At 71.6% G+C, this 18,805-nt stretch carries 19 protein-coding genes; 6 read left to right on the plus strand and 13 right to left on the minus strand.

Features of this window, described 5'->3' with window-relative positions; translation table 11 throughout:
* Positions 1-51: 51 nt before the first annotated feature.
* Positions 52-225 (minus strand): CsbD family protein, encoded by a 174-nt coding sequence (locus ACIOC0_RS13470; protein WP_402155172.1) that lies wholly within the window; start codon positions 223-225, stop codon positions 52-54.
* A gap of 110 nt (positions 226-335) precedes the next feature.
* Between ACIOC0_RS13470 and ACIOC0_RS13475 the strand changes: the two genes are divergently transcribed.
* Positions 336-485, plus strand: a complete 150-nt coding sequence (locus ACIOC0_RS13475; protein ID WP_402155173.1) for a hypothetical protein — start codon at positions 336-338, stop codon at positions 483-485.
* 2 nt (positions 486-487) lie between these two features.
* On the opposite strand, the gene ACIOC0_RS13480 is transcribed toward ACIOC0_RS13475, so the two are convergent.
* Positions 488-886: a VOC family protein gene (locus ACIOC0_RS13480; protein WP_402155174.1), complete on the minus strand. Its 399-nt coding sequence runs from the start codon at positions 884-886 to the stop codon at positions 488-490.
* Position 887: 1 nt separating this feature from the next.
* Positions 888-1,691 (minus strand): trans-aconitate 2-methyltransferase, encoded by an 804-nt coding sequence (locus ACIOC0_RS13485; protein WP_402155175.1) that lies wholly within the window; start codon positions 1,689-1,691, stop codon positions 888-890.
* Positions 1,692-1,780: 89 nt separating this feature from the next.
* Here ACIOC0_RS13485 and ACIOC0_RS13490 point away from each other — a divergent pair, with 89 nt between their 5' ends.
* Positions 1,781-2,278 carry a MarR family winged helix-turn-helix transcriptional regulator gene (locus tag ACIOC0_RS13490; protein WP_130442390.1) on the plus strand — a complete coding sequence of 166 codons (498 nt, stop codon included), beginning with the start codon at positions 1,781-1,783 and terminating at the stop codon, positions 2,276-2,278.
* On the opposite strand, the gene ACIOC0_RS13495 is transcribed toward ACIOC0_RS13490, so the two are convergent.
* Positions 2,237-3,025: a LuxR C-terminal-related transcriptional regulator gene (locus ACIOC0_RS13495; protein ID WP_402155176.1), complete on the minus strand. Its 789-nt coding sequence runs from the start codon at positions 3,023-3,025 to the stop codon at positions 2,237-2,239. The two genes, ACIOC0_RS13490 and ACIOC0_RS13495, sit on opposite strands and share 42 nt — an antisense overlap.
* A gap of 261 nt (positions 3,026-3,286) precedes the next feature.
* On the opposite strand from ACIOC0_RS13495, the gene ACIOC0_RS13500 reads away from it, so the two are divergent.
* Positions 3,287-3,742 (plus strand): GNAT family N-acetyltransferase, encoded by a 456-nt coding sequence (locus tag ACIOC0_RS13500; protein ID WP_402155503.1) that lies wholly within the window; start codon positions 3,287-3,289, stop codon positions 3,740-3,742.
* Between the two features lie 68 nt (positions 3,743-3,810).
* On the opposite strand, the gene galK is transcribed toward ACIOC0_RS13500, so the two are convergent.
* The 3 genes from galK to galT are packed head-to-tail and all read right to left on the minus strand — an operon-like array spanning position 3,811 to position 7,015.
* The gene (galK, locus tag ACIOC0_RS13505) at positions 3,811-4,965 is read right to left on the minus strand and encodes a galactokinase (RefSeq protein WP_402155177.1); all 1,155 of its coding nucleotides are present in this window, start codon (positions 4,963-4,965) and stop codon (positions 3,811-3,813) included.
* Positions 4,965-5,957 carry a UDP-glucose 4-epimerase GalE gene (gene galE / locus ACIOC0_RS13510; protein WP_402155178.1) on the minus strand — a complete coding sequence of 331 codons (993 nt, stop codon included), beginning with the start codon at positions 5,955-5,957 and terminating at the stop codon, positions 4,965-4,967. Before galE ends, galK begins: the two co-directional genes overlap by 1 nt.
* Positions 5,954-7,015, minus strand: coding sequence for a galactose-1-phosphate uridylyltransferase (gene galT / locus ACIOC0_RS13515; protein WP_402155179.1), 1,062 nt, complete (start codon positions 7,013-7,015; stop codon positions 5,954-5,956). Before galT ends, galE begins: the two co-directional genes overlap by 4 nt.
* A 119-nt stretch (positions 7,016-7,134) precedes the next feature.
* On the opposite strand from galT, the gene ACIOC0_RS13520 reads away from it, so the two are divergent.
* Positions 7,135-8,838: a sodium:solute symporter family protein gene (locus ACIOC0_RS13520; RefSeq protein ID WP_402155180.1), complete on the plus strand. Its 1,704-nt coding sequence runs from the start codon at positions 7,135-7,137 to the stop codon at positions 8,836-8,838.
* Between the two features lie 36 nt (positions 8,839-8,874).
* A complete protein-coding gene (locus ACIOC0_RS13525; protein WP_402155181.1) occupies positions 8,875-9,273 on the plus strand; it encodes a hypothetical protein in 399 nt (132 codons plus the stop codon).
* A gap of 74 nt (positions 9,274-9,347) precedes the next feature.
* Here ACIOC0_RS13525 and ACIOC0_RS13530 read toward each other — a convergent pair whose 3' ends face one another.
* The 5 genes from ACIOC0_RS13530 to ACIOC0_RS13550 form a co-directional block, all read right to left on the minus strand.
* A complete protein-coding gene (locus tag ACIOC0_RS13530; protein WP_402155182.1) occupies positions 9,348-9,668 on the minus strand; it encodes a hypothetical protein in 321 nt (106 codons plus the stop codon).
* A 182-nt stretch (positions 9,669-9,850) separates the two neighbouring features.
* The gene (locus tag ACIOC0_RS13535) at positions 9,851-10,558 is read right to left on the minus strand and encodes a LuxR C-terminal-related transcriptional regulator (RefSeq protein WP_402155183.1); all 708 of its coding nucleotides are present in this window, start codon (positions 10,556-10,558) and stop codon (positions 9,851-9,853) included.
* A gap of 227 nt (positions 10,559-10,785) precedes the next feature.
* Positions 10,786-13,218, minus strand: coding sequence for a PQQ-binding-like beta-propeller repeat protein (locus ACIOC0_RS13540; RefSeq protein ID WP_402155184.1), 2,433 nt, complete (start codon positions 13,216-13,218; stop codon positions 10,786-10,788).
* A 315-nt stretch (positions 13,219-13,533) separates the two neighbouring features.
* Entirely contained in the window at positions 13,534-15,438 is a 1,905-nt protein-coding gene (locus ACIOC0_RS13545) for a PQQ-binding-like beta-propeller repeat protein (protein ID WP_402155185.1), read from the minus strand.
* A gap of 304 nt (positions 15,439-15,742) precedes the next feature.
* Positions 15,743-17,548, minus strand: coding sequence for an ABC-F family ATP-binding cassette domain-containing protein (locus ACIOC0_RS13550; RefSeq protein ID WP_402155186.1), 1,806 nt, complete (start codon positions 17,546-17,548; stop codon positions 15,743-15,745).
* A 157-nt stretch (positions 17,549-17,705) separates the two neighbouring features.
* On the opposite strand from ACIOC0_RS13550, the gene ACIOC0_RS13555 reads away from it, so the two are divergent.
* Complete coding sequence (locus tag ACIOC0_RS13555; protein WP_402155187.1) at positions 17,706-18,296, plus strand: Uma2 family endonuclease; 591 nt, start codon at positions 17,706-17,708, stop codon at positions 18,294-18,296.
* Between the two features lie 193 nt (positions 18,297-18,489).
* Here ACIOC0_RS13555 and ACIOC0_RS13560 read toward each other — a convergent pair whose 3' ends face one another.
* Entirely contained in the window at positions 18,490-18,654 is a 165-nt protein-coding gene (locus ACIOC0_RS13560; RefSeq protein WP_402155188.1) for a hypothetical protein, read from the minus strand.
* Positions 18,655-18,805 lie beyond the last annotated feature (151 nt).

The following is an 18,805-nucleotide window of genomic DNA, read 5'->3' on the forward strand; positions in this document are numbered from 1 at the left end:
CCCGCCTCGTGAGGCGGGGGCCCTCCCTGAAACCTTGCGCTCTCAGCGCTCTCAGCGCTTGAAGACGTCCTTCGCCTTCTCCTTGGACTGCCGGGCGTCACCCTTGGCCTGCTCGGCGCGGCCCTCGGCCTCCATCTGCTCGTTGCCCACGGCACGGCCGACCGTCTCCTTGGCCTTCCCCTTGGCCTGCTCCATCTTCGCCTTGGACTTCTGCTCGCCTGCCACTACTGATCACTCCCAGTCAGGTCTGCGGTCTGTCTTGTGACAACGGGTGACCCGAACGTCCCGCTTCAAACCCCGGCCCGTCGGATCGGTCCTGTGGCAGAGCGCCGCGCATGGCAGAGATCCCGGTCGGCGAGGCCGGCCTCCGGCTCGATGAACTCGTTCGCCGCGTGGCCGACCACCAGCGGCGCAAGGCGGAGGGCGAACTCGCGGCGGGCATTCCCCGTGAGGAGGTCCGACGCGTGCTGGGCCTGGATCACTGACGTCAGATGTCAGCCCGTCCGGCCACCGGGCCGGCCGCCGTCGTCCGCGGTTGCAGGAACTCCAGCCGGTTGCCGACAGGGTCGTGGGTGTGAAAGCGGCGGTGGCCCGGCAGGTCGTCGGACCAGGTGACCTGCGCGCCATGGGCCTCAAGGCGGGCGGCGAGGGCTTCGACGTCCGTGACGCGCAGCCCGGGGTGCGCCTTGGCCGACGGGCGGAAGCCCTGCTCCGTGCCCAGGTGCAACTGCGCGCCGCCCGCCTGGAACCAGCAGCCTCCGCGGCCGACGAGGGCGGGCGGCTCGGGGATCTCGGTCATGCCGAGAGCATCGACGTAGAAGGGGCGCAGGAGGTCCTCGGAGCCGGGCGGGGCGGACAGTTGGACGTGGTCGACGGCGACGATCACCTCACGCCCCCTTTCTCGCCACCGCGAACAGGCGGCGGAAGGGGAGGACCGTGCCGTAGGGGTGGGGCGGGTAGGCCTCGCGGAGCAGGGTTCGGTATTCGGTGAGGAAGGCGTCTCGGGCCTCGGGGTCGTCGGCCAGGGCGGTGAGGACGGGGCGCAGACCGGTGCCCTTGACCCAGTCGAGGACGGGGTCGGAGCCCTTGAGGACGTGGTGGTACGTGGTCGTCCAGACGTCGGTGTCGCAGCCGAGACGGGCTAGGCGGTCGAGGTAGACGCCGGGGGCGTGGACGGAGTCCTCGTGGCGCAGGACGTGGGCGAGGCGGTCCTTCCAGCGGGGCGTGTTCCCGAGTTCGCGCATGAGGGCGTGCAGCGGGGCGTCGATGTTGTGGGGGACCTGGAAGGCGAGGACGCCGCCGGGGGCGAGGCCGTCGAGCCAGGCGGGGAAGGCGTCGAGGTGGCCGGGGACCCAGTGCAGGGCGGCGTTGGAGACGAGCACGTCGTAGGTCTCGGCGGGCGTCCAGATGGCCAGATCGGCGTACGCGAAGTCGAGGTTCGCGCCGGCGTGCGCCCGGGCTTCGGCGAGCATCTGCTCGGAGTTGTCATAGCCGGTGACGTGGGCGTCGGGCCAGCGCTCGGTGAGGAGGGCGGTGACGTTGCCGGGGCCGCAGCCGAGGTCGGCGACGCGCAGCGACCGTGCCGGATCCCCGGGCGGGTCGGGGACCCGGGCCAGGAGGTCGCCGAAGGGGCGGGCGCGGTGGTCGGCGTGGCGCAGGTACTGGGCCGGGTCCCAGGTGGTGTCGGTCATGACGTCCACTCTCCACCCGGCATTATCTTGACGTCAAGAGACTCGACATCAAGAGACTTCATGTCGACACAACCACTACACTGATCGCCATGGAGGACGAGGTCGATCGACTGGTCTCAGCGTGGCGCCGGGAGCGCCCGGACCTCGACGTGGAGCCGCTCGAGGTGCTCAGCCGGGTGAGCAGGCTGGCCCGGCACCTGGACCGGGCGCGCCGTCTGGCGTTCTCCGAGCACCAGCTGGAGCCCTGGGAGTTCGACGTGCTGACCGCGCTCAGGCGCGCGGGCGCCCCGTACCAGCTCTCGCCCGGCCAGCTGCTGACGCAGACGCTGGTCACCTCGGGCACGATGACGAACCGGATCGACCGGCTCGCCAAGAAGGGCCTGGTGGAGCGGCTGCCCGACCCGAGCGACCGGCGCGGTGTCCTGGTCCGGCTCACGGACGACGGCAAGGACCGCGCCGACCAGGCGCTGGCCGGCCTGCTCGCCCAGGAGCGGGCGATCCTCGCCGAGCTGTCCCACGCCCAGCGCGGTGAACTCGCCGGTCTCCTACGCCAGTTGACCGCCCCGTTCGACAACATCCCCGGCTAGGGGCCGGCCGGCGGACCCCAGGTCGGCGGGTCCCACTCCCGCCCGGCGGGCCAGGGCGACGGCGGCCAGGGTGGAGTGGACGCCCAACTTGCCGAGGACGTTCTGCATATGGGTGCGGACCGTGTGCGGGGAGAGGAACAGCCGCTCGGCGACGGCCTTGCGGCCCAGGCCCGCCACCATGCAGCGCAGCACCTCCCGCTCCCTCGGCGTGAGGGACTCCACCAGCCGCTCGCTCTCCGTGCGGTGCCTGCGCGCCGCGGTCAGCTCCCGCAGCACGCCCGTCAGCAGCGCCGGCGGCAGATGCGTCTCCTCGCGCAGCACCCCGCGGATCACGCTGAGCAGCCGCGACAGCGAGCAGTCCTTGGCCACCCACCCCGACGCCCCGGCCTGCAGGGCGAGAGCCGCGCGCCGCGGGTCGTCCTTCTCGGCGAGGACGACGATCCGTACGGCCGGCTGTGCGGAGCGGACACCGGCGACGAGGGAGATCCCGTCGACGAGCCCGTCCTCGTCGCCGTCCTGCACCGGTACCGCCGGCCGCATGCCCGGCAGGTGGCCGCCCAGGTCGGCGTCGACGAGCAGCACGTCGTACCGGCGGCCCTCGGCGGCCGCGCGCTCCATGCAGCGCAGCGCCGCCGGGCCGCTGCCGGCTGCCGAGACGTCGACGTCGGGCTCGGCGGCCAGTGCCGCGGCGAGCGACTCGGCGAAGATACGGTGGTCGTCGACGACCAGGACTCGGATACGAACCACGAAACCCCCTTCCCCACACTCCTCACGGAGCAGGGGATACCCCAGGTCCGGAGAACGACGACCGGCGCGGGCACGGCGCCCGCGAGGTGGTGCGCGTCGGCACGGCCGCCGCCGTGCCGACATCGATACCCCCACCGCGAGCGTCGTACCCGACTGTCTCGCCCCCTGATCGGCACCGGCCCCCACCGGCGCTGTCTCACAGAGTAGGGCCGCGGGCGAACAGTGGAAGACAAATGACAGAACTGATTGGCCCCCGCGTTTATGGTGTGCCGCATGTTCCGCCTTGAGACAGAAGTCGACAGGACGCGCCGTGATCTGCTCCGTTCCCGGCTCCGCGAGACGGACACGGCGGCCTCCCCCGTCCTGCGGGCGCTGCGCGGCACCCCGGGCGAGCGGGAGGCGCCGCTGCACGTCTGGGCGGTGGGCGGCGACGGCGCGCTGGCGGGCGGCGCCGTCGGCCACACCTGGACGACCTGGCTGCACGTCGCGCACCTCTGGGTCGACGCCCGGCACCGCGGCTTCGGGCTCGGCAGCGCCCTGCTGAAGGAGGCGGAGCGCGTCGCCCGCGAGGAGCGCGGCTGCCGCCGGGCTCGGCTGGAGACCTGGGACTTCCAGGCGCCGGGGTTCTACCGGCGGCGCGGGTACGAGGTGGTGTGCGTGATCGAGGACTATCCGCCGGGCGTCACGGAGTACACGCTGACCAAACGGCTGGCCTGAGACCGGGACACGGCGAAGGGCCGGGAGCCCTTGCGGGGTCCTGGCCCTTCGCCGGCACGCGGGGTGGCTCAGGCGAGCCGCGTGGCCCCCGCCGCCGGCACCGCCTCGAACACGCGCGGCGCGGTGAAGTCCGCCGCGGCGAACGCCTCGCCGACCGCCTTGGTGATGGTCTCCACGTCGGCCGCCTCGGCCAGCACGATCGCCGAGCCGCCGAAGCCGCCGCCGGTCATCCGCGCGCCGAGCGCGCCCGAGGCGAGCGCGGTGTCGACGACCAGGTCCAGCTCGGGGCAGGAGATGCGGAAGTCGTCCCGCAGCGAGGCGTGCCCCTCGGTCAGCACCGGGCCGATCGCCCGCGTGTCGCCCGACCGGAGCAGCGAGACGACCCGCTCCACCCGCTGGTCCTCGGTGACGACGTGCCGCACCAGGCGGCGGACCTCCTCCTCGTCGCCCAGCCGGTCCAGCGCCGCGTCGAGCTCGCCGTAGGGGACGTCCCGCAGGGCGTCGACGCCCAGCAGGGCCGCACCCTTCTCGCACCCGGCCCGGCGCTTGCCGTACTCGCCGTCGCTGTGGGCGTGCTTGACCTGCGTGTCCACGACGAGCAGGCGCATGCCCTCGGCGGCGAGGTCGAAGGGGATCTGCCGCTGGGAGAGGTCCCGCGTGTCGAGGAACAGGGCGTGGCCGTCCTCGCAGCAGGCGGACGCGGTCTGGTCCATGATCCCGGTGGGGGCGCCGACGTAGACGTTCTCGGCGCGCTGGCACAGCCGGGCGAGCTGCCAGCGCTGGAGCCCGAGGTCGTACAGGTCGTTCAGCGCGAGGGCGACGACGACCTCCAGGGCCGCCGAGGACGACAGGCCCGCGCCCGAGGGGACGGTCGAGGTCAGGTGGACGTCGGCGCCGGTGACGGCGTGGCCGGCCTCGCGCAGGGCCCACACCACACCGGCCGGGTAGGCCGTCCACCGGGTGTCCGACTGCGGGGCCAGCTCGTCCAGGCTCAGCTCCACGACGCCGCCCTCGACGTCCGCGGAGTGCAGTCTGAGCCGGCCGTCGTCGCGGCGGGAGACCGCGGCGAGCGCGGTGTGCGGCAGCGCGAAGGGCATCACGAAGCCGTCGTTGTAGTCGGTGTGCTCACCGATCAGGTTGACGCGGCCGGGCGCCGCCCAGACGCCGTCGGGCTCGGCGCCGTACAGCTCGGCGAAACCGTCCCGGACCTGCTGTGCCCCCACTACTGCTCCTTCGCGCCGGCCGGCGTGCCGCCGGCCGCGATGTGCTGGGCGAACGTCCACGCGTCCGCGACGATCCCCGCGAGGTCCGCGCGGGACGGGGTCCAGCCGAGCCGCTCGCGGGCGGCGTCCGCGGAGGCGACCAGGACGGCGGGGTCGCCGCCGCGGCGGGGGGTCACGATCTCGGGGATCGGGTGGCCGGTGACCTTGCGGACGGTCTCGACGACCTCGCGCACGGAGAAGCCGTTGCCGTTGCCGAGGTTGCAGACGAGGTGCTCGCCGGGTTCGGCGGCCTTCAGCGCGAGGAGGTGGGCCTCGGCGAGGTCGGCGACGTGGATGTAGTCGCGGACGCAGGTGCCGTCGGGGGTCGGGTAGTCGTCGCCGTAGACGGAGATCGCGTCCCGCTTGCCCTGGGCGACCTGGAGGACCAGGGGGATGAGGTGCGACTCGGGCTGGTGCCGCTCGCCCTGGGCGCCGTACGCGCCGGCCACGTTGAAATAGCGCAGGGACACCGCGCCGAGTCCGTGGGCGGCCGCCTCGCCGCTGATCATGTGGTCGACGGCGAGCTTGGACGCGCCGTAGGGGTTGGTGGGCCTGGTGGGCGCGGTCTCGACGATCGGGACCTGCTCGGGCTCGCCGTAGGTCGCGGCCGTGGAGGAGAAGACCAGCTTGCGCACGCCGGCCTCGCGCATCGCGCCGAGCAGGGCCATGGTCCCGCCGACGTTGTTGTCCCAGTACTTCTCGGGCTTGGCGACCGACTCGCCGACCTGGGAGAACGCGGCGAAGTGCAGGACCGCGTCGAAGGAGGCGTCGAGCCACTTGGCGGCGTCGCGGATGTCGCCCTCGACGAAGTCGGCGCCGGCCGGGACACCCTCGCGGAAACCGGTGGAGAGGTTGTCGAGGACGACGACCTCGTGCCCCGCCTCCAGCAGGTGCTGGGCGACGACGCTGCCCACGTATCCCGCGCCGCCCGTGACCAGATACTTGCCGCTCATGAACTCGCTACCTCTCGCAGTCGCTCGGCCGCGCGCTCCGGGGGCACGTCGTTGATGAACACGCCCATGCCGGACTCGGAGCCCGCGAGGAACTTCAGTTTGCCGGACGTACGGCGGATGGTGAAAAGCTCCAGGTGCAGCGCGAAGTCGTCGCGGCTGACCCCGTCGAACTCCTCCAGCTGGCCGAACGGCGCCTGGTGCCAGGCGGCGATGTACGGCGTCGGAGGCTCACCCGGGCCGAAGATCCGGTCGAAGCGCCTCAAGAGTTCCAGATAGACCTTGGGGAACTCCGTGCGCGCCGCCTCGTCGAGGCCGAGCAGGTCGGGGACGCGTCGGCGGGGGTAGAGGTGCACCTCGTACGGCCAGTGCGCCGCGTAGGGCACGAAGGCGACCCAGTGGTCGGTGGCCAGGACCACCCGCTCTTCGGCGAGTTCCCGCTCCAGGACGGCGTCGAAGAGGTTCTCCCCGCCGGTGGCGTCCTTGTGGGCGGCGGCCTGGCGCAGCATCAGGGCGGTGCGGGGGGTGGTGAAGGGGTAGGCGTAGATCTGCCCGTGCGGGTGGCCGAGGGTGACGCCGATCTCGGCGCCCCGGTTCTCGAAGCAGAACACCTGCTCCACCGACGGCAGGTGCGACAGTTCCGACGTCCGGTCCGTCCAGGCGTCGAGCACCAACCGGGCCTGCTCCTCGGTGAGGTCGGCGAAGGAGGCCTCGTGGTCGGAGGTGAAGCAGACCACCTCGCAGCGCCCGGAGTCACCGGCCAGCGAGGGGAAGCGGTTCTCGAACACGACGACGTCGTATGACGCGTCGGGGATCTCGCTCAGCCGTTCGCCCTGGGACGGGCACAGGGGGCATTCGTCGGCCGGCGGATGGTAGGTGCGCCCCTGCCGGTGGGAGGCGACGGCGACCGCGTCGCCGAGGAGCGGGTCCCGGCGTACCTCCGAAGTGGTGACGGTGCGCTCCAGGGGGCGGCGGTCCACCGCGTCGCGCACCGCATCGTCCCGCAGGTCGTAGTAGATGAGCTCACGACCGTCGGCCAAGCGGGTCGAGGTCTTCTTCACCGCGACTCTCCATCCCTACCGAACAAAGCTTCAAACAGAACCGAACACATCAAACCACAATCCCCCATGCGCGTCACCACCACGACCGCGCAGAGCACCCCGACCGAAGCGAGCAGTGCATGCGTATCCCCATGTATCCGGTGCATCCGGCGGCCGCGCCGCTGGCGGCGGAGCTGCGGCTCCCCACCAACTGGCTCGACTACACGATCCTCGGCATCTACTTCGTCGTCGTCCTGGGCATCGGCTTCGCGGCCCGCCGCTCCGTGAAGACCACCCTCGACTTCTTCCTCTCCGGCCGCTCCCTGCCCGCCTGGATCACGGGTCTCGCCTTCATCTCGGCCAACCTGGCGGCCACGGAGATCCTCGGCATGGCGGCCAACAGCGCGCAGTACGGCGCGTACACCGTCCACTGGTACTGGATCGGCGCCATCCCGGCCATGGTGTTCCTCGGCCTGGTGATGATGCCGTTCTACTACGGCTCCAAGGTCCGCTCGGTCCCCGAGTTCCTGCTGATGCGCTTCGACAAGGGCGCGCACCTGCTGAGCTCGGCGCTGTTCGCCTTCGCCGCGATCCTGATCTCCGGCGTGAACCTGTACGCGCTCGCGATCGTCGTCGAGGCGCTGCTCGGCTGGCCCCAGTGGGTGGCCATCGTGGTCGCGGGCTTCTTCGTGCTGGCGTACATCACGCTCGGCGGCCTGTCCTCGGCGATCTACAACGAGGTGCTCCAATTCTTCGTGATCCTGGCGGCGCTGATCCCGCTGACGCTGCTGGGCCTGAAGAAGGTGGGCGGCTGGGGCGGCCTCACGGACAAGCTGACGGCGACCCACGGCGACAACTTCGTGACCGCCTGGGGCGGCACGGGCATCGGCAGCGACAACCCGCTGGGGGCGAACTGGCTGACGATCGTGCTGGGCCTCGGCTTCGTGCTGTCGTTCGGCTACTGGACGACGAACTTCGCGGAGGTGCAGCGCGCCCTGTCCGCGCGCAACCTCTCCGCCGCGCAGCGCACACCGCTGATCGCCGCGTACCCGAAGATCTTCATCGTCTTCCTGGTGATGATCCCGGGCCTGGTGGCGGCGGTCCTGGTGCCGCGGATCGGCACCGCCGAATCCGACCTCCAGTACAACGACGCCATCCCCTACCTGATGGAGCAGCTGCTGCCCAACGGCGTGCTGGGCATCGCGGTGACGGGTCTGCTGGCCGCGTTCATGGCGGGCATGGCGGCGAACGTCTCGTCCTTCAACACGGTGTTCACCAACGACATCTGGGCGAGGTACGTGGTGCTGGGCAGGGAGGACGCCTACTACGTCCGCTTCGGCCGGCTGATCACCGCGATCGGCGTGGTGGCGTCCATCGGCACGGCGTTCCTGGCCTCCTCCTTCTCGAACATCATGAGCTACCTCCAGACGCTGTTCTCCTTCTTCAACGTCCCGATGTTCGTCGTCTTCATCGTCGGCATGTTCTGGAAGCGGGCGTCGATGAAATCGGGCTTCTGGGGCCTGCTGGCGGGCACCACGGCCGCGATGGTCAACTACTTCGTCTTCTACAAGCAGGGCGTCATCGGCATCCCCACCGACCAGGGCGCCAACTTCGTCTCCGCGATCGCGGGCTTCGCGGCGGGCGCGGTGGTCATGTTCGCCGTGTCGCTGTTCACCGCCCCCAAGCCGGCCGAGGAGCTCCAGGGCCTGGTCTACGGCACTGTCTCCCCCGGCATGGCCGAGCCGGCGGCCGAGGGCGACGACGCCTGGTACCGCAAGCCGGCGCTGCTGGGCTGGGGCGCGATCATCCTGGCCGCCGCCTGCTACATCCCGTTCTCGTTCTGAGCCCGCCGACCCCGATCGCGGGAGGATGGAAAGACCATGTCCGAGCGACCCGAGCACTTTGAACCCGAAGAGCACGCCGCGGCGGCCGAGCGGCTGCGCCGGGCCGGCTACTCCGAAGCCGACCTCCAGCGGGAGGTCATCGAGCTGGAGGAGAAGTCCGCGACCGCGGCGCGCATCTTCGACCTGCGCCGCATCATCGGCGGGCTGTTCGTCCTCTACGGCGTGATCCTCATGATCACGGGCCTGACCGACACGGACGCGGAGATCGCCAAGGCCCAGGGAATCAACATCAACCTCTGGACCGGCCTGGGCATGCTGCTCCTCGGCCTCTTCTTCCTGGCCTGGCTCCGGCTGCGGCCGGCGTCCCATCCGACGCCGACACTGCCGCCGGAGGCACTGGAGGACGAGGGGGGAGGTGCTCCGCGGGGCGAGTAGGCGGGGAGGGGCGTCGGGCACAGCGCAGCGCCGGGTCCGCGGGGCGGATCCCGGCGCTGCGGGGATTTCAGGCGTCAGCCCCCGAGAGTGGGCAGGAGGCCGAGGTAGCCGTTGCCCGCCTGGATCGAGTCCTCCCTCGAGCCGGTGAAGGCCAGGCCGTCGTCGACGCAGGTCTGCTGGAGCGTGTTCTGCTTCGACAGCGCGCCCAGGAGGGGCACCTGGTTGAGGTTGATGAGCCCGATCTGGAAGTTGGGGTCACCCTGCTCGGCGCCCTGGACGCACTGCTTGGCGTCGTCGCCGTGACGTCCGTCGCCGGCGGAGGCGGTGCCCGCACCGACGAAGCCGAGGGTGCCGATCATGGTAGCCACCAGGGCGGCCTTCCGAAGGTTGCGCATTACATCCCTTTTCGTCTGAGAGTGGCGTGCTGGGGGGGGTGACGCAGCGTCACGATTTATGACCGTATGCTACGATCACACCTTTTGCACCCCAACACGCGGAACCCTCACCGGCAACCGAGGCCGCGCCACCCGGGGGATCCAATGCCTCGACCGGACGAACTCACCGCACCTGAAGCCCTCTACGCTCCCGGGGTCGTCTCGGCGCCGGCGCGGGTGTGCGGCAGGGGGCCCGCCCGGTCCAGGAGACCGGTGCGGGCGGCGAGCGCCGCCGCCTCCAGCCGGGAGCCGACGCCCAGCTTCATCAGGACCCGCTGGACGTGGGTGCGGGCCGTGGAGGGCGCTATGCCCATGCCGGCCGCGATGACCCGGGTGTCCTCGCCCTCGGCGACCCGGACCAGGACCTCCACCTCGCGGGGCGTCAGCATCTGCAGCAGGCGCTGCCCCTCGTCGTCGGGCTGGGCCGCCGGGTTGAGGAGTTCACCGAAGGCGCCCTGGAGGAGCTGGGGGGCCACCGCCGCCTCGCCCGCCCGGGCCTTCATGATGGCCCGCTCCACGCCCTCGATGCGCTCGTCGTGCCGTACGTACCCCGAGGCGCCGGCCGCGAAGGCCGCCGCGATGCCGCGCGGGCTCGGCACCGGGCCGAGGACCAGGACGGCCACCTGCGGCCGCTCCCGCTTGATCCGCACCACCGGGTCGAAGACGCCCGGCTCGGCCGGCGCCGCCGTGCCCAGCAGGCACACCTCCGGCGCCCGCGTGATCACCAGTTCCGCCGCGCCCGCGGCCGGCGCCGCCGCGGCGAGCACCCGGTGCCCACGCAGTTTCAACGCCGAGGCCAACGCCTCCGCGAGCAGTCGGTGGTCGTCGACCACCATCAGCCGCACTCCCATTGGGCAACCCCCCAAAGAAGGTGCCCCCCGGCACCTCGTCCCCTCATAACTCCCGGAAGCTACACGCTTGTTCGACGTCGCGCTCCCTCTACTGTGAGAACTGCCCCGGATCGCTGGTTTTCCCCTCCCGCGCCGGTGATCAGCGGTACGCGAACGGCCCCGTCCCCCTTTCGAGTGAAAGAAGGCGGGGCCGTTGACGAACGGGCCGCGGGGTCAGCCGGCGGCGGTCATCCGTCGGCGCCGAACGCCAGCACCAGGTACTCCTCGTCACCGGAGCCGCCGTCGTCGGCGTACACCGCGGACATGTACAGGCGGCCCTGGGAGTAGATGAGTTCGGAGTACTCCGGGGACATGCTGGACTCCGCGTCCCGCACGCTCTCCGTCGCCGGGTTGCGCAGCAGCGTCGTCTGCTTGAACGAGCCGCCGTCGATGCTGACGACCTGCCCGCCCTCGTCGTACGGCGCGCTCTTGTACGCGATCACGTTGCCGCCGTCCGTGCGCAGCGGGGTGAGCTCGTAGCCGTCGCCGGCGTCGGCGCGCTGGCCGGTCTGCTTGCCGGTGTTCAGGTCGAAGGCGACGATCTCGTTGGTGCGGCTGTACTCGCCGGTGCCGTCGTGCTCCTCGGTCGGGAGGTAGAGGCGGTCGGCGCCGACGGCCAGGCCCGAGCAGTGCTCGACCCTGGTGATGCCGTCGCAGCGGGCCGCGAACTGCTCGCCGGGCGCCGAGATCCGCGTCTTCAGCTTGCCCGTCTTGTTGTCGATGGAGAAGAAGTCCGAGATGCCGCTGCCGTCCTGGGCGCTGTCGCCGACGTCGGCGGCGACGACCAGCGGTTCCGTCGACACGATGCTGGCGTACTCGATGCCCTTCGCGAGCTTGTACTCCGAGATCACCTTCCCGGAGGCCGGGTCGATGGTCTGGATCCGGAGCTCACGGGCGTCGTAGGTGCCGCACTTGCGCACGGCGACCAGCTTCGCGCCGCCGCCGTAGCCCGCGTCGTAGCAGGTGTCGGACGTCTTCGGGGCCCACAGGGCCTTTCCGCTGTCGATGTCGAAGGCCGAGCCGCCCTCGGTGGCGCCCAGGGCGACCGTGCGTCCGCTGACGGTCACGTTGTCGAAGGTGACCGGGTAGTCACCGGAGGAGACCGTCTTCGTCCACAGCTGCTTGCCCGCGACGAGGTCGATCGCCGCGACCTGGCTGCAGCCGGCGGAGGAGTCCTTGGGGGGCATCTTCGGCTGGAAGACGACGGCCGTCTTCCCGTCGTCCGTGGCGTGCTCGCTCGCCGTGCACACCGGGCCGGGGAGCTTGATGGTCCACAGCTTGGAGCCCTTGACCGGGTCGTAGCCGACGATCTCGGCGACGCCGGACTTCACGTACGCCTTCTCCGTCAGCCACGAGCCCGAGACGATGACGCTGTCGTCCTTGGCGACCTTGGGCGCGGGGATCTGGAAGAGCAGCTTCGACGCCGGGTCGGAGGGCACCTTCTCGGACCCGCCGGAGGACGTGCCGCCGGTGCCGCCGCCCTTCTCGCCTCCCTTGCCGCCGGTCCCGCCGGTGCTCGCGGTCTCGTTCTTCTTGCCGCCGTCGGCGGAGTTCGCGTACCAGACGCCCCCGCCGACGATCAGCGCGATCGCGACGACGGCGGCGACGATGATCCACAACTGCGCGTTGGACTTACGGCCCCCTCCCGCCGGCTGGGGGTACATGGGCACGGTGGGCTGCCCCGGGTATCCCTGGGCGGGGAAACCGGGCTGCCCGGCCGGCTGCCCCGGATAGCCGTACCCCGGCTGCTGCCCGTACGCGGTCTGCTGGCCGTAGGGGCTCGGCTGCCCCGGTTGCCCGGGATAGCCGTACCCCGGCCCGGTAGGGGGCTGAGGCTGCTGCCCCGGATAGCCGTACCCGGGCCCCGAGGGAGCCTGCGGGTAGCCGTAACCGGGCGGGGGCTGCCGCGGCTGAGGCGCGGGCGCGGCGGCCGCCGCCGGCGGGGAGACGGGCGCGGGGGGCGCCGGGGGCGTCCGGGGGGCGGCCTGGGGCGGCTGAGCGGGGGCCGCTGCCGGGGGGCTCTGGGGCGGCTGACCCGGGGCCGCTGCCGGGGGGCTCTGGGGCGGCTGACCCGGGGCCGCTGCCGACGGGCTCTGGGGCGGCTCACCGGCGGGAGGCGCGGGGTGGTTGTGCCCCGGCTGCGGGCCCTTGCTGAGCTGCGGGCCCCCGGGCTGGGCAGCGGGGGGCGCGGCCGGCGGCGCGGGCGGCTGGGGCGCGCCGAAGGCGCCCTGCGGGGGCGCGGCCGGCGGCGTCCGCGGTGCCTGCGGGGGCTGCGGAGCGCCGAAAGCGCCCTGGAGCGGGGCATCCTGCTGCGGGCTCGGCGACTGCCCGGGTGCGGGCTGCGCAGCCTGGGGCGGCTCGGGCGCACCGAAGACACCCTGCGGCACGGCGTCCTGCGGCGGCTCGGGCGCACCGAACGCACCCTTCGGGGGTGCGTCCTGGGGGGCCGCCGGGTCCTGGGGGGTGTCGCGGGCGTCGCCCTCGGGGCGTGCGTCCTGGGGTTCCGGGGTCGCGCCGGAGGCGTCCTGCGGCGCGACCCCGGAACCGTCCTGCTGTGGCGGCCGGTCCTCGGGGGCGTCGGAAGCTCCCCCATGCGGTGGCTGGTTCGGCGGCTGGGTCATGGCGTGGGCACCTCGGAAAGCACTCGTGAAGACGGGGACAGGGAGGGGAGAGGAGGCCGGGGACACGGCCGGGTCGACGGGCGACGGGCTGGTGGGACCACGGAATCGGCGTGGCCCGGACGGTGGCGGCGGCCGCAGACGGGGCAGCCGCCGCGAGCGGATCGCCCTACCGGCACGGTGGCCGCCCACGGGCGTCGGCTCCTGCGGGCCCGCTCGGGAGCGGGCGTCCTAGCTGGGCGAGGACACCTCCGACGGCCACGGAGCCTGCGTCGCCGACGCGCCGCACGCCCGCGCCGCGCGACGCGGCCTTACGGCTCACTTGCCGTACGCGAGCATCAGCTTCTCCTTCGCGTCGTCCTTGCCCGACAGCCGCGTGGAGGAGATGTAGAAGCGGCCGTCGGTCCAGGCGACGTCCCGGGAGAAGAAGCTGTCCTCCAGGTCGACGGTGCTCTCGGGCAGTTGGAGCAGCGTGGTCGGCGTGTGGGCGGCGCCGGCCGTCGGGATCGACACGACCTTGCCCGCCGCGTCGTAGGACGGCTCGACGTAGGCGACGAGGTTGCCGCCCTCCACCTTCAGCGGCAGCATCGACTCGTCCGTGGGTGACTTGACGCGCCACTTCTCCTTGCCGGTGGCGAGGTCGATGGCGACGATCTCGTTCGGGCCGGTGGTCGCCTCGGTCGGCAGGTAGAGCGTGCCGGCGTCGGCGGCCGTGCCCTCGCAGCCGCTGAGGTTGCGCTGAAGGAGGGCCCAGCCGCACTCGGGCGCGAAGTCCTCGTCGAAGGCGACCTGGGAACGGAAGCCGCCCGCCGGCTTGAACGACGCGATGTTCCAGGCGTTCTTGTCCTTGTTGGTGCTGTAGACGACCAGCGGGTCCACGGAGTACGTCCGCCCGACCGTCCAGCCCTTGTCGAACTTCTGCGTCCACTTGACCCTGCCGGTGGCCGGGTCGAGTTCCTGGAGTTCGTCGTGCTCGTTCGCTCCGGTCGCGTCGCAGGACGCCACGGAGATCAGCTTGCCGCCGCCCGCGAAGGCGGTCGGGAAGCAGGCGTCGCCGTACTTCGTCTTGTCCCACATCTTCTTGCCGGTGCGCACGTCGTACGCCGTGCCCGACTGCGAGCGGCCCACCATCAGCGTGTTGCCCGTGACCGACAGCTCGATGGTGATCGCGCTGTCGAACAGCGCGCCGTCCGCGACCACGCCGGCCCAGCCCTTGGCACCGGTCTTCAGGTCGAGCTGCTGGAGCTGGTTGCACTTGGCGCGGTCGCTGGTGCCGCTCATGTACGCGACGACGATCTTGTCGTCCGCCGTCTTCTGCGGGGCGACGGCGCAGATCTTCTGCGGGAACGCGACAGTCGGCCAGGTCGGCTTGCCGTCGGTGACGTTGTATCCGACGACCTCCTTGTAGGCCGCCTTCACCGCCGTCGAGGACGTGATCCACATGCCGGGGGCCTCGGCGCCGGACGCGGGGGCGTCGGGCGCCTCCTTGTACCAGAGCACCTTCGCCTCGCCGGACTTGCGGTCCGCGTTGAAGTCGGCTTCCTCGCCGCCGTCGCCGCTGCCGTCACCGGGGTTGACGGGTTTGTCGCTCGCGGCCGGCCCGGCGCTCTTGCTCTGCCCTGCGACCGGCGGCTTGTCCTGCTTGCCGTCGTCTCCGTTCGCGACCACGAGCACCGTGCCGCCGATCACCGCGAGCGCCGCCACCGCCGCGCCGACGACCACGGCGGGCTTGCGGAAGGGGCCGCGCGAACCGTTCGGCGGGGTGCCGGGCGCGCCCGGAGCGCCGGGGAACTGCGGCGGGGGCGGGTAGCCGCCGTAGCCGGGCTGCTGACCGTAGGGGCCGGGACCCGGCTGCCCGTAAGGGGCGGCGCCCGGCTGCCCGTACGGCCCGGGCGGGGTCCCGTAGGGGCCGCTGGGCTGACCGTAGGGGCCCGGCTGCGCCGGCTGTTGCTGCTGCGGGTAGCCGTAACCGGGCTGCGGCTGCGGAGGACCGGGCGGGGCCTGCGGCGGCTGGGCCGGCATCTGCGGCGCCCCCGGTCCACCACCCTGCGGGGCCCCGAACCCGCCGCCCTGCGGAGCGCCGAACCCGCCGCCCTGGGCGGGTGGTTGCGCCTCCCCCGCCGGAGCGGGCGGCCCTGCCTGCGGCGGGTGCGGCGGCTCCGGCTGATCCTGCGGTGCTCCGAAAGCGCCCTGCGGCGGCGGTTGGTTGGGCGGCTGAGTCATCAGCGTGCTCCCCCTCGTCACTGATTTTTAGCCACGCCCTGAGGCTCGTGACGGACCCAGAGTCGTACTCAGAAAGTTCTCGAACGGCTCTTTCTATCACCCGCCGCCGACAGTGAACGGGCCCGTATCCACCCCTGTTCCCAAGGGAGGACCGGGCCGTGATGCCGTCGTTACGCGCCTTCACGCCCCCTTCACGCGACGCACGCGCCGTCCTCGCCCGCCGGGCGTGACGGACCCGGCGGGCGAATGTTTCACGCCGGGGCGCGAGCCGCCCGAAGCGAAGCGGCCCCACCCCCGGAGCCCTCTACGCGTCCTCGGCCAACTCAAGCCACTTGAGCTCCAGTTCCTCCCGCTCGCCGCCCAGCTCCCGCAGTTGCGCGTCGAGTTCGGCGACCTTCCCGAAGTCGGTGGCGTTGTCGGCGATCTGGGCGTGCAGCTTGGCCTCCTTCTCGGAGATCTTGTCCAACTGCCGCTCGATCTTCTGGAGTTCCTTCTTCGCGGCGCGCTGGTCGGCGGCGCTCCGCTCGGGGGCGGCCTTCGCGGCGACGGGCGCCGCCGTGGCGGCCACGGCCTCCTCCATGCGCTGCCGGCGCTCCAGGTACTCGTCGATGCCGCGCGGGAGCATCCGCAGGGTGGCGTCGCCGAGGAGGGCGTACACCCGGTCCGTCGTGCGCTCCAGGAAGAAGCGGTCGTGGGAGATGACGATCATCGAGCCGGGCCAGCCGTCGAGGACGTCCTCGAGCTGGGTCAGCGTCTCGATGTCGAGGTCGTTGGTGGGCTCGTCGAGGAAGAGGACGTTGGGCTCGTCCATCAGCAGCCGCAGCAGCTGCAACCGCCGCCGCTCACCTCCGGAGAGGTCGCCCACCGGCGTCCACTGCTTCTCCTTGTTGAAGCCGAACGTCTCGCACAGCTGCCCTGCGGTCATCTCGCGCCCCTTGCCGAGGTCGACGCGCTCACGGACGCGCTGGACGGCCTCCAGCACCCGCAGGTTCGGGTCGAGTTCGCCGACCTCCTGGGAGAGGTAGGCGAGCCTGACGGTCTTGCCGACGGCGACCCGCCCGCCGGCGGGCTGCGTCTCCCCCTCGGTGCGGGCGGCCTCGGCCATGGCCCGCAGCAGGGACGTCTTCCCGGCGCCGTTGACGCCGACCAGGCCGATGCGGTCACCGGGGCCGAGCTGCCAGGTGACGTGCTTGAGCAGCACCTTGGGTCCGGCCTGGACGGTCACGTCCTCCAGGTCGAACACCGTCTTGCCGAGCCGCGAGGAGGCGAACTTCATCAGCTCGCCACTGTCGCGCGGCGGCGGCACGTCCTTGATCAGCTCGTTGGCCGCCTCGACCCGGAAGCGAGGCTTGGAGGTGCGGGCGGGGGCGCCGCGGCGCAGCCAGGCGAGTTCCTTGCGGACCAGGTTCTGCCGCTTGGTCTCCTCCGTCGCCGCGATCCGCTCGCGCTCGGCGCGCGCGAAGACGTAGTCGGAGTAGCCGCCCTCGTACTCGTGGACGTCGCCGCGCTGGACGTCCCACATGCGGGTGCAGACCTGGTCGAGGAACCAGCGGTCGTGGGTGACGCAGACGAGCGCTGAGCGGCGCTCGCGCAGGTGGCGGGCGAGCCAGGCGATGCCCTCGACGTCGAGGTGGTTGGTGGGCTCGTCGAGGACGATCAGGTCCTGCTCCTCGATGAGGAGCTTGGCGAGCGCGATACGGCGGCGCTCGCCGCCGGAGAGCGGGCCGATGACGGTGTCGAGGCCCTGCGGGAAGCCGGGGAGGTCGAGTCCGCCGAAGAGGCCGGTGAGGACGTCCCTGATCTTGGCGTTGCCCGCCCACTCGTGGTCGGCCAGGTCCCGGATGACCTCGTGCCGGACGGTAGCCGCGGGGTCGAGGGAGTCGTGCTGCGTCAGCACCCCGAGCCGCAGGCCGCCCGAGTGGGTGACGCGCCCGGTGTCGGCCTCCTCCAGCTTGGCCAGCATCCGGATCAGGGTGGTCTTGCCGTCGCCGTTGCGGCCCACCACGCCGATGCGGTCCCCTTCGGAGACGCCGAGGGAGACGCCGTCGAGCAGGGCACGGGTGCCGTACACCTTGCTGACGTTCTCGACATTGACGAGATTGACGGCCATTTCACTCCTGCGCGTGTGGGTCGGTCAGCCTTCTAGCCTAGGGCCTGCGAGGTGGGCGACGGAGCGCGAGGCGTTGGTCACTCTTCGTGATGACGTGATCGGGATTCGGCCGCTACCGTGGAGGCGGGGCAGCAGGATCCCGTCCATGGGAGGAACCATGACCGCCGAATCCGTGAAGCACCGCGTCCAGTGGCCGGTGCCGCCACAGGACGGCTACACCGTGGACGACCTGTTCACGCTGCCCGATCTCCCGCCGCACACCGAGCTGCTCGACGGGAGCCTGGTTTTCGTGAGTCCGCAGCGAGCTTTCCACGCTGATGCGATCGACCTGCTGGTGACGGGCTTGCGCCTGGGGCTGCCGGCCGAGTTCAAGGTGAAACGTGAGATGACCATCATCCTTGACGAACGCAACGGTCCCGAACCCGACGTCAGCGTGGTCCGCGCCGACGCGATCAAGGGGCCGGACCAGACGAGCTACAGGGCGGAGGACGTGCTCCTCGCCGTGGAAGTCGTCTCGCCGGACTCGGAGTCCCGGGACCGCACGACCAAGCCGCAGAAGTACGCAGCCGCCGGTATCCCCAGCTTCTGGCGCGTCGAGCGAGACGGGAACGGCAGGCCACTCGTCCATGTGTACGAGCTCGACCCGATGACCCACGCCTACGTTCACATGGGCATGCATCGGGATCAGGTCAAGGTCGACAAGCCCTACGACATCGCCATCGACCTGACCGCCATCGACGAGCTCTGACCCGTCCCGCCGCCGCTCAGCGGTCGTCCTCTTCACCAGGAGTGGACGGACCGGACCCGGCAACCACGACCACGCGGCACTTCGGCGACAGGGCCTCTTGCTGCTCGCTGGACTCGGCAACCGCGAGCTGCCAAGAGGCCCTTCCTTCATGTCCTGAGACCGGTCAACTCACCCGATCCAGGAGAACGGCCGGTCACACCGTGCCGCAGTCCGGCAGGTCGTCGGTGTTCTCACGGATGTCGAGGTCCCAGATGTAGCCGACCGTGTCGGCCCACTGAACCCCGTCGCGTCCCGGCCGGTCGATGCCGAGAACCATGCGGTTGCCACGGTTTTCGTTGATCTTGCAGATGCCTGCCACGTCGTCGCCCGTCCACGCGGTTCCGACGGGCGGTGTGCTCAGGCCGGGGGCGGAATACAGCCTGGTTTCGATCCCCGGGTGGACGCCTCGGCCATAGCCGTCGGCTCGGTGGACGGGATTCGAATCGGGCCGACCGTGCGGCCGGAGAGAG

Source organism: Streptomyces sp. NPDC088254, assembly GCF_044740925.1.
Lineage (GTDB): Bacteria > Actinomycetota > Actinomycetes > Streptomycetales > Streptomycetaceae > Streptomyces.

Bases quoted from the DNA above. Each gene is read 5' to 3' on its own strand.
- ACIOC0_RS13475 (WP_402155173.1), top strand. From the start codon at position 336: ATGGCAGAGATCCCGGTCGGCGAGGCCGGCCTCCGGCTCGATGAACTC.
- ACIOC0_RS13485 (WP_402155175.1), bottom strand. From the start codon at position 1,691: ATGACCGACACCACCTGGGACCCGGCCCAGTACCTGCGCCACGCCGAC.
- ACIOC0_RS13490 (WP_130442390.1), top strand. From the start codon at position 1,781: ATGGAGGACGAGGTCGATCGACTGGTCTCAGCGTGGCGCCGGGAGCGC.
- ACIOC0_RS13500 (WP_402155503.1), top strand. From the start codon at position 3,287: ATGGTGTGCCGCATGTTCCGCCTTGAGACAGAAGTCGACAGGACGCGC.
- galE (WP_402155178.1), bottom strand. From the start codon at position 5,957: ATGAGCGGCAAGTATCTGGTCACGGGCGGCGCGGGATACGTGGGCAGC.
- ACIOC0_RS13520 (WP_402155180.1), top strand. From the start codon at position 7,135: ATGCGTATCCCCATGTATCCGGTGCATCCGGCGGCCGCGCCGCTGGCG.
- ACIOC0_RS13525 (WP_402155181.1), top strand. From the start codon at position 8,875: ATGTCCGAGCGACCCGAGCACTTTGAACCCGAAGAGCACGCCGCGGCG.
- ACIOC0_RS13530 (WP_402155182.1), bottom strand. From the start codon at position 9,668: ATGCGCAACCTTCGGAAGGCCGCCCTGGTGGCTACCATGATCGGCACC.
- ACIOC0_RS13535 (WP_402155183.1), bottom strand. From the start codon at position 10,558: ATGGGAGTGCGGCTGATGGTGGTCGACGACCACCGACTGCTCGCGGAG.
- ACIOC0_RS13540 (WP_402155184.1), bottom strand. From the start codon at position 13,218: ATGACCCAGCCGCCGAACCAGCCACCGCATGGGGGAGCTTCCGACGCC.
- ACIOC0_RS13545 (WP_402155185.1), bottom strand. From the start codon at position 15,438: ATGACTCAGCCGCCCAACCAACCGCCGCCGCAGGGCGCTTTCGGAGCA.
- ACIOC0_RS13550 (WP_402155186.1), bottom strand. From the start codon at position 17,548: ATGGCCGTCAATCTCGTCAATGTCGAGAACGTCAGCAAGGTGTACGGC.
- ACIOC0_RS13555 (WP_402155187.1), top strand. From the start codon at position 17,706: ATGACCGCCGAATCCGTGAAGCACCGCGTCCAGTGGCCGGTGCCGCCA.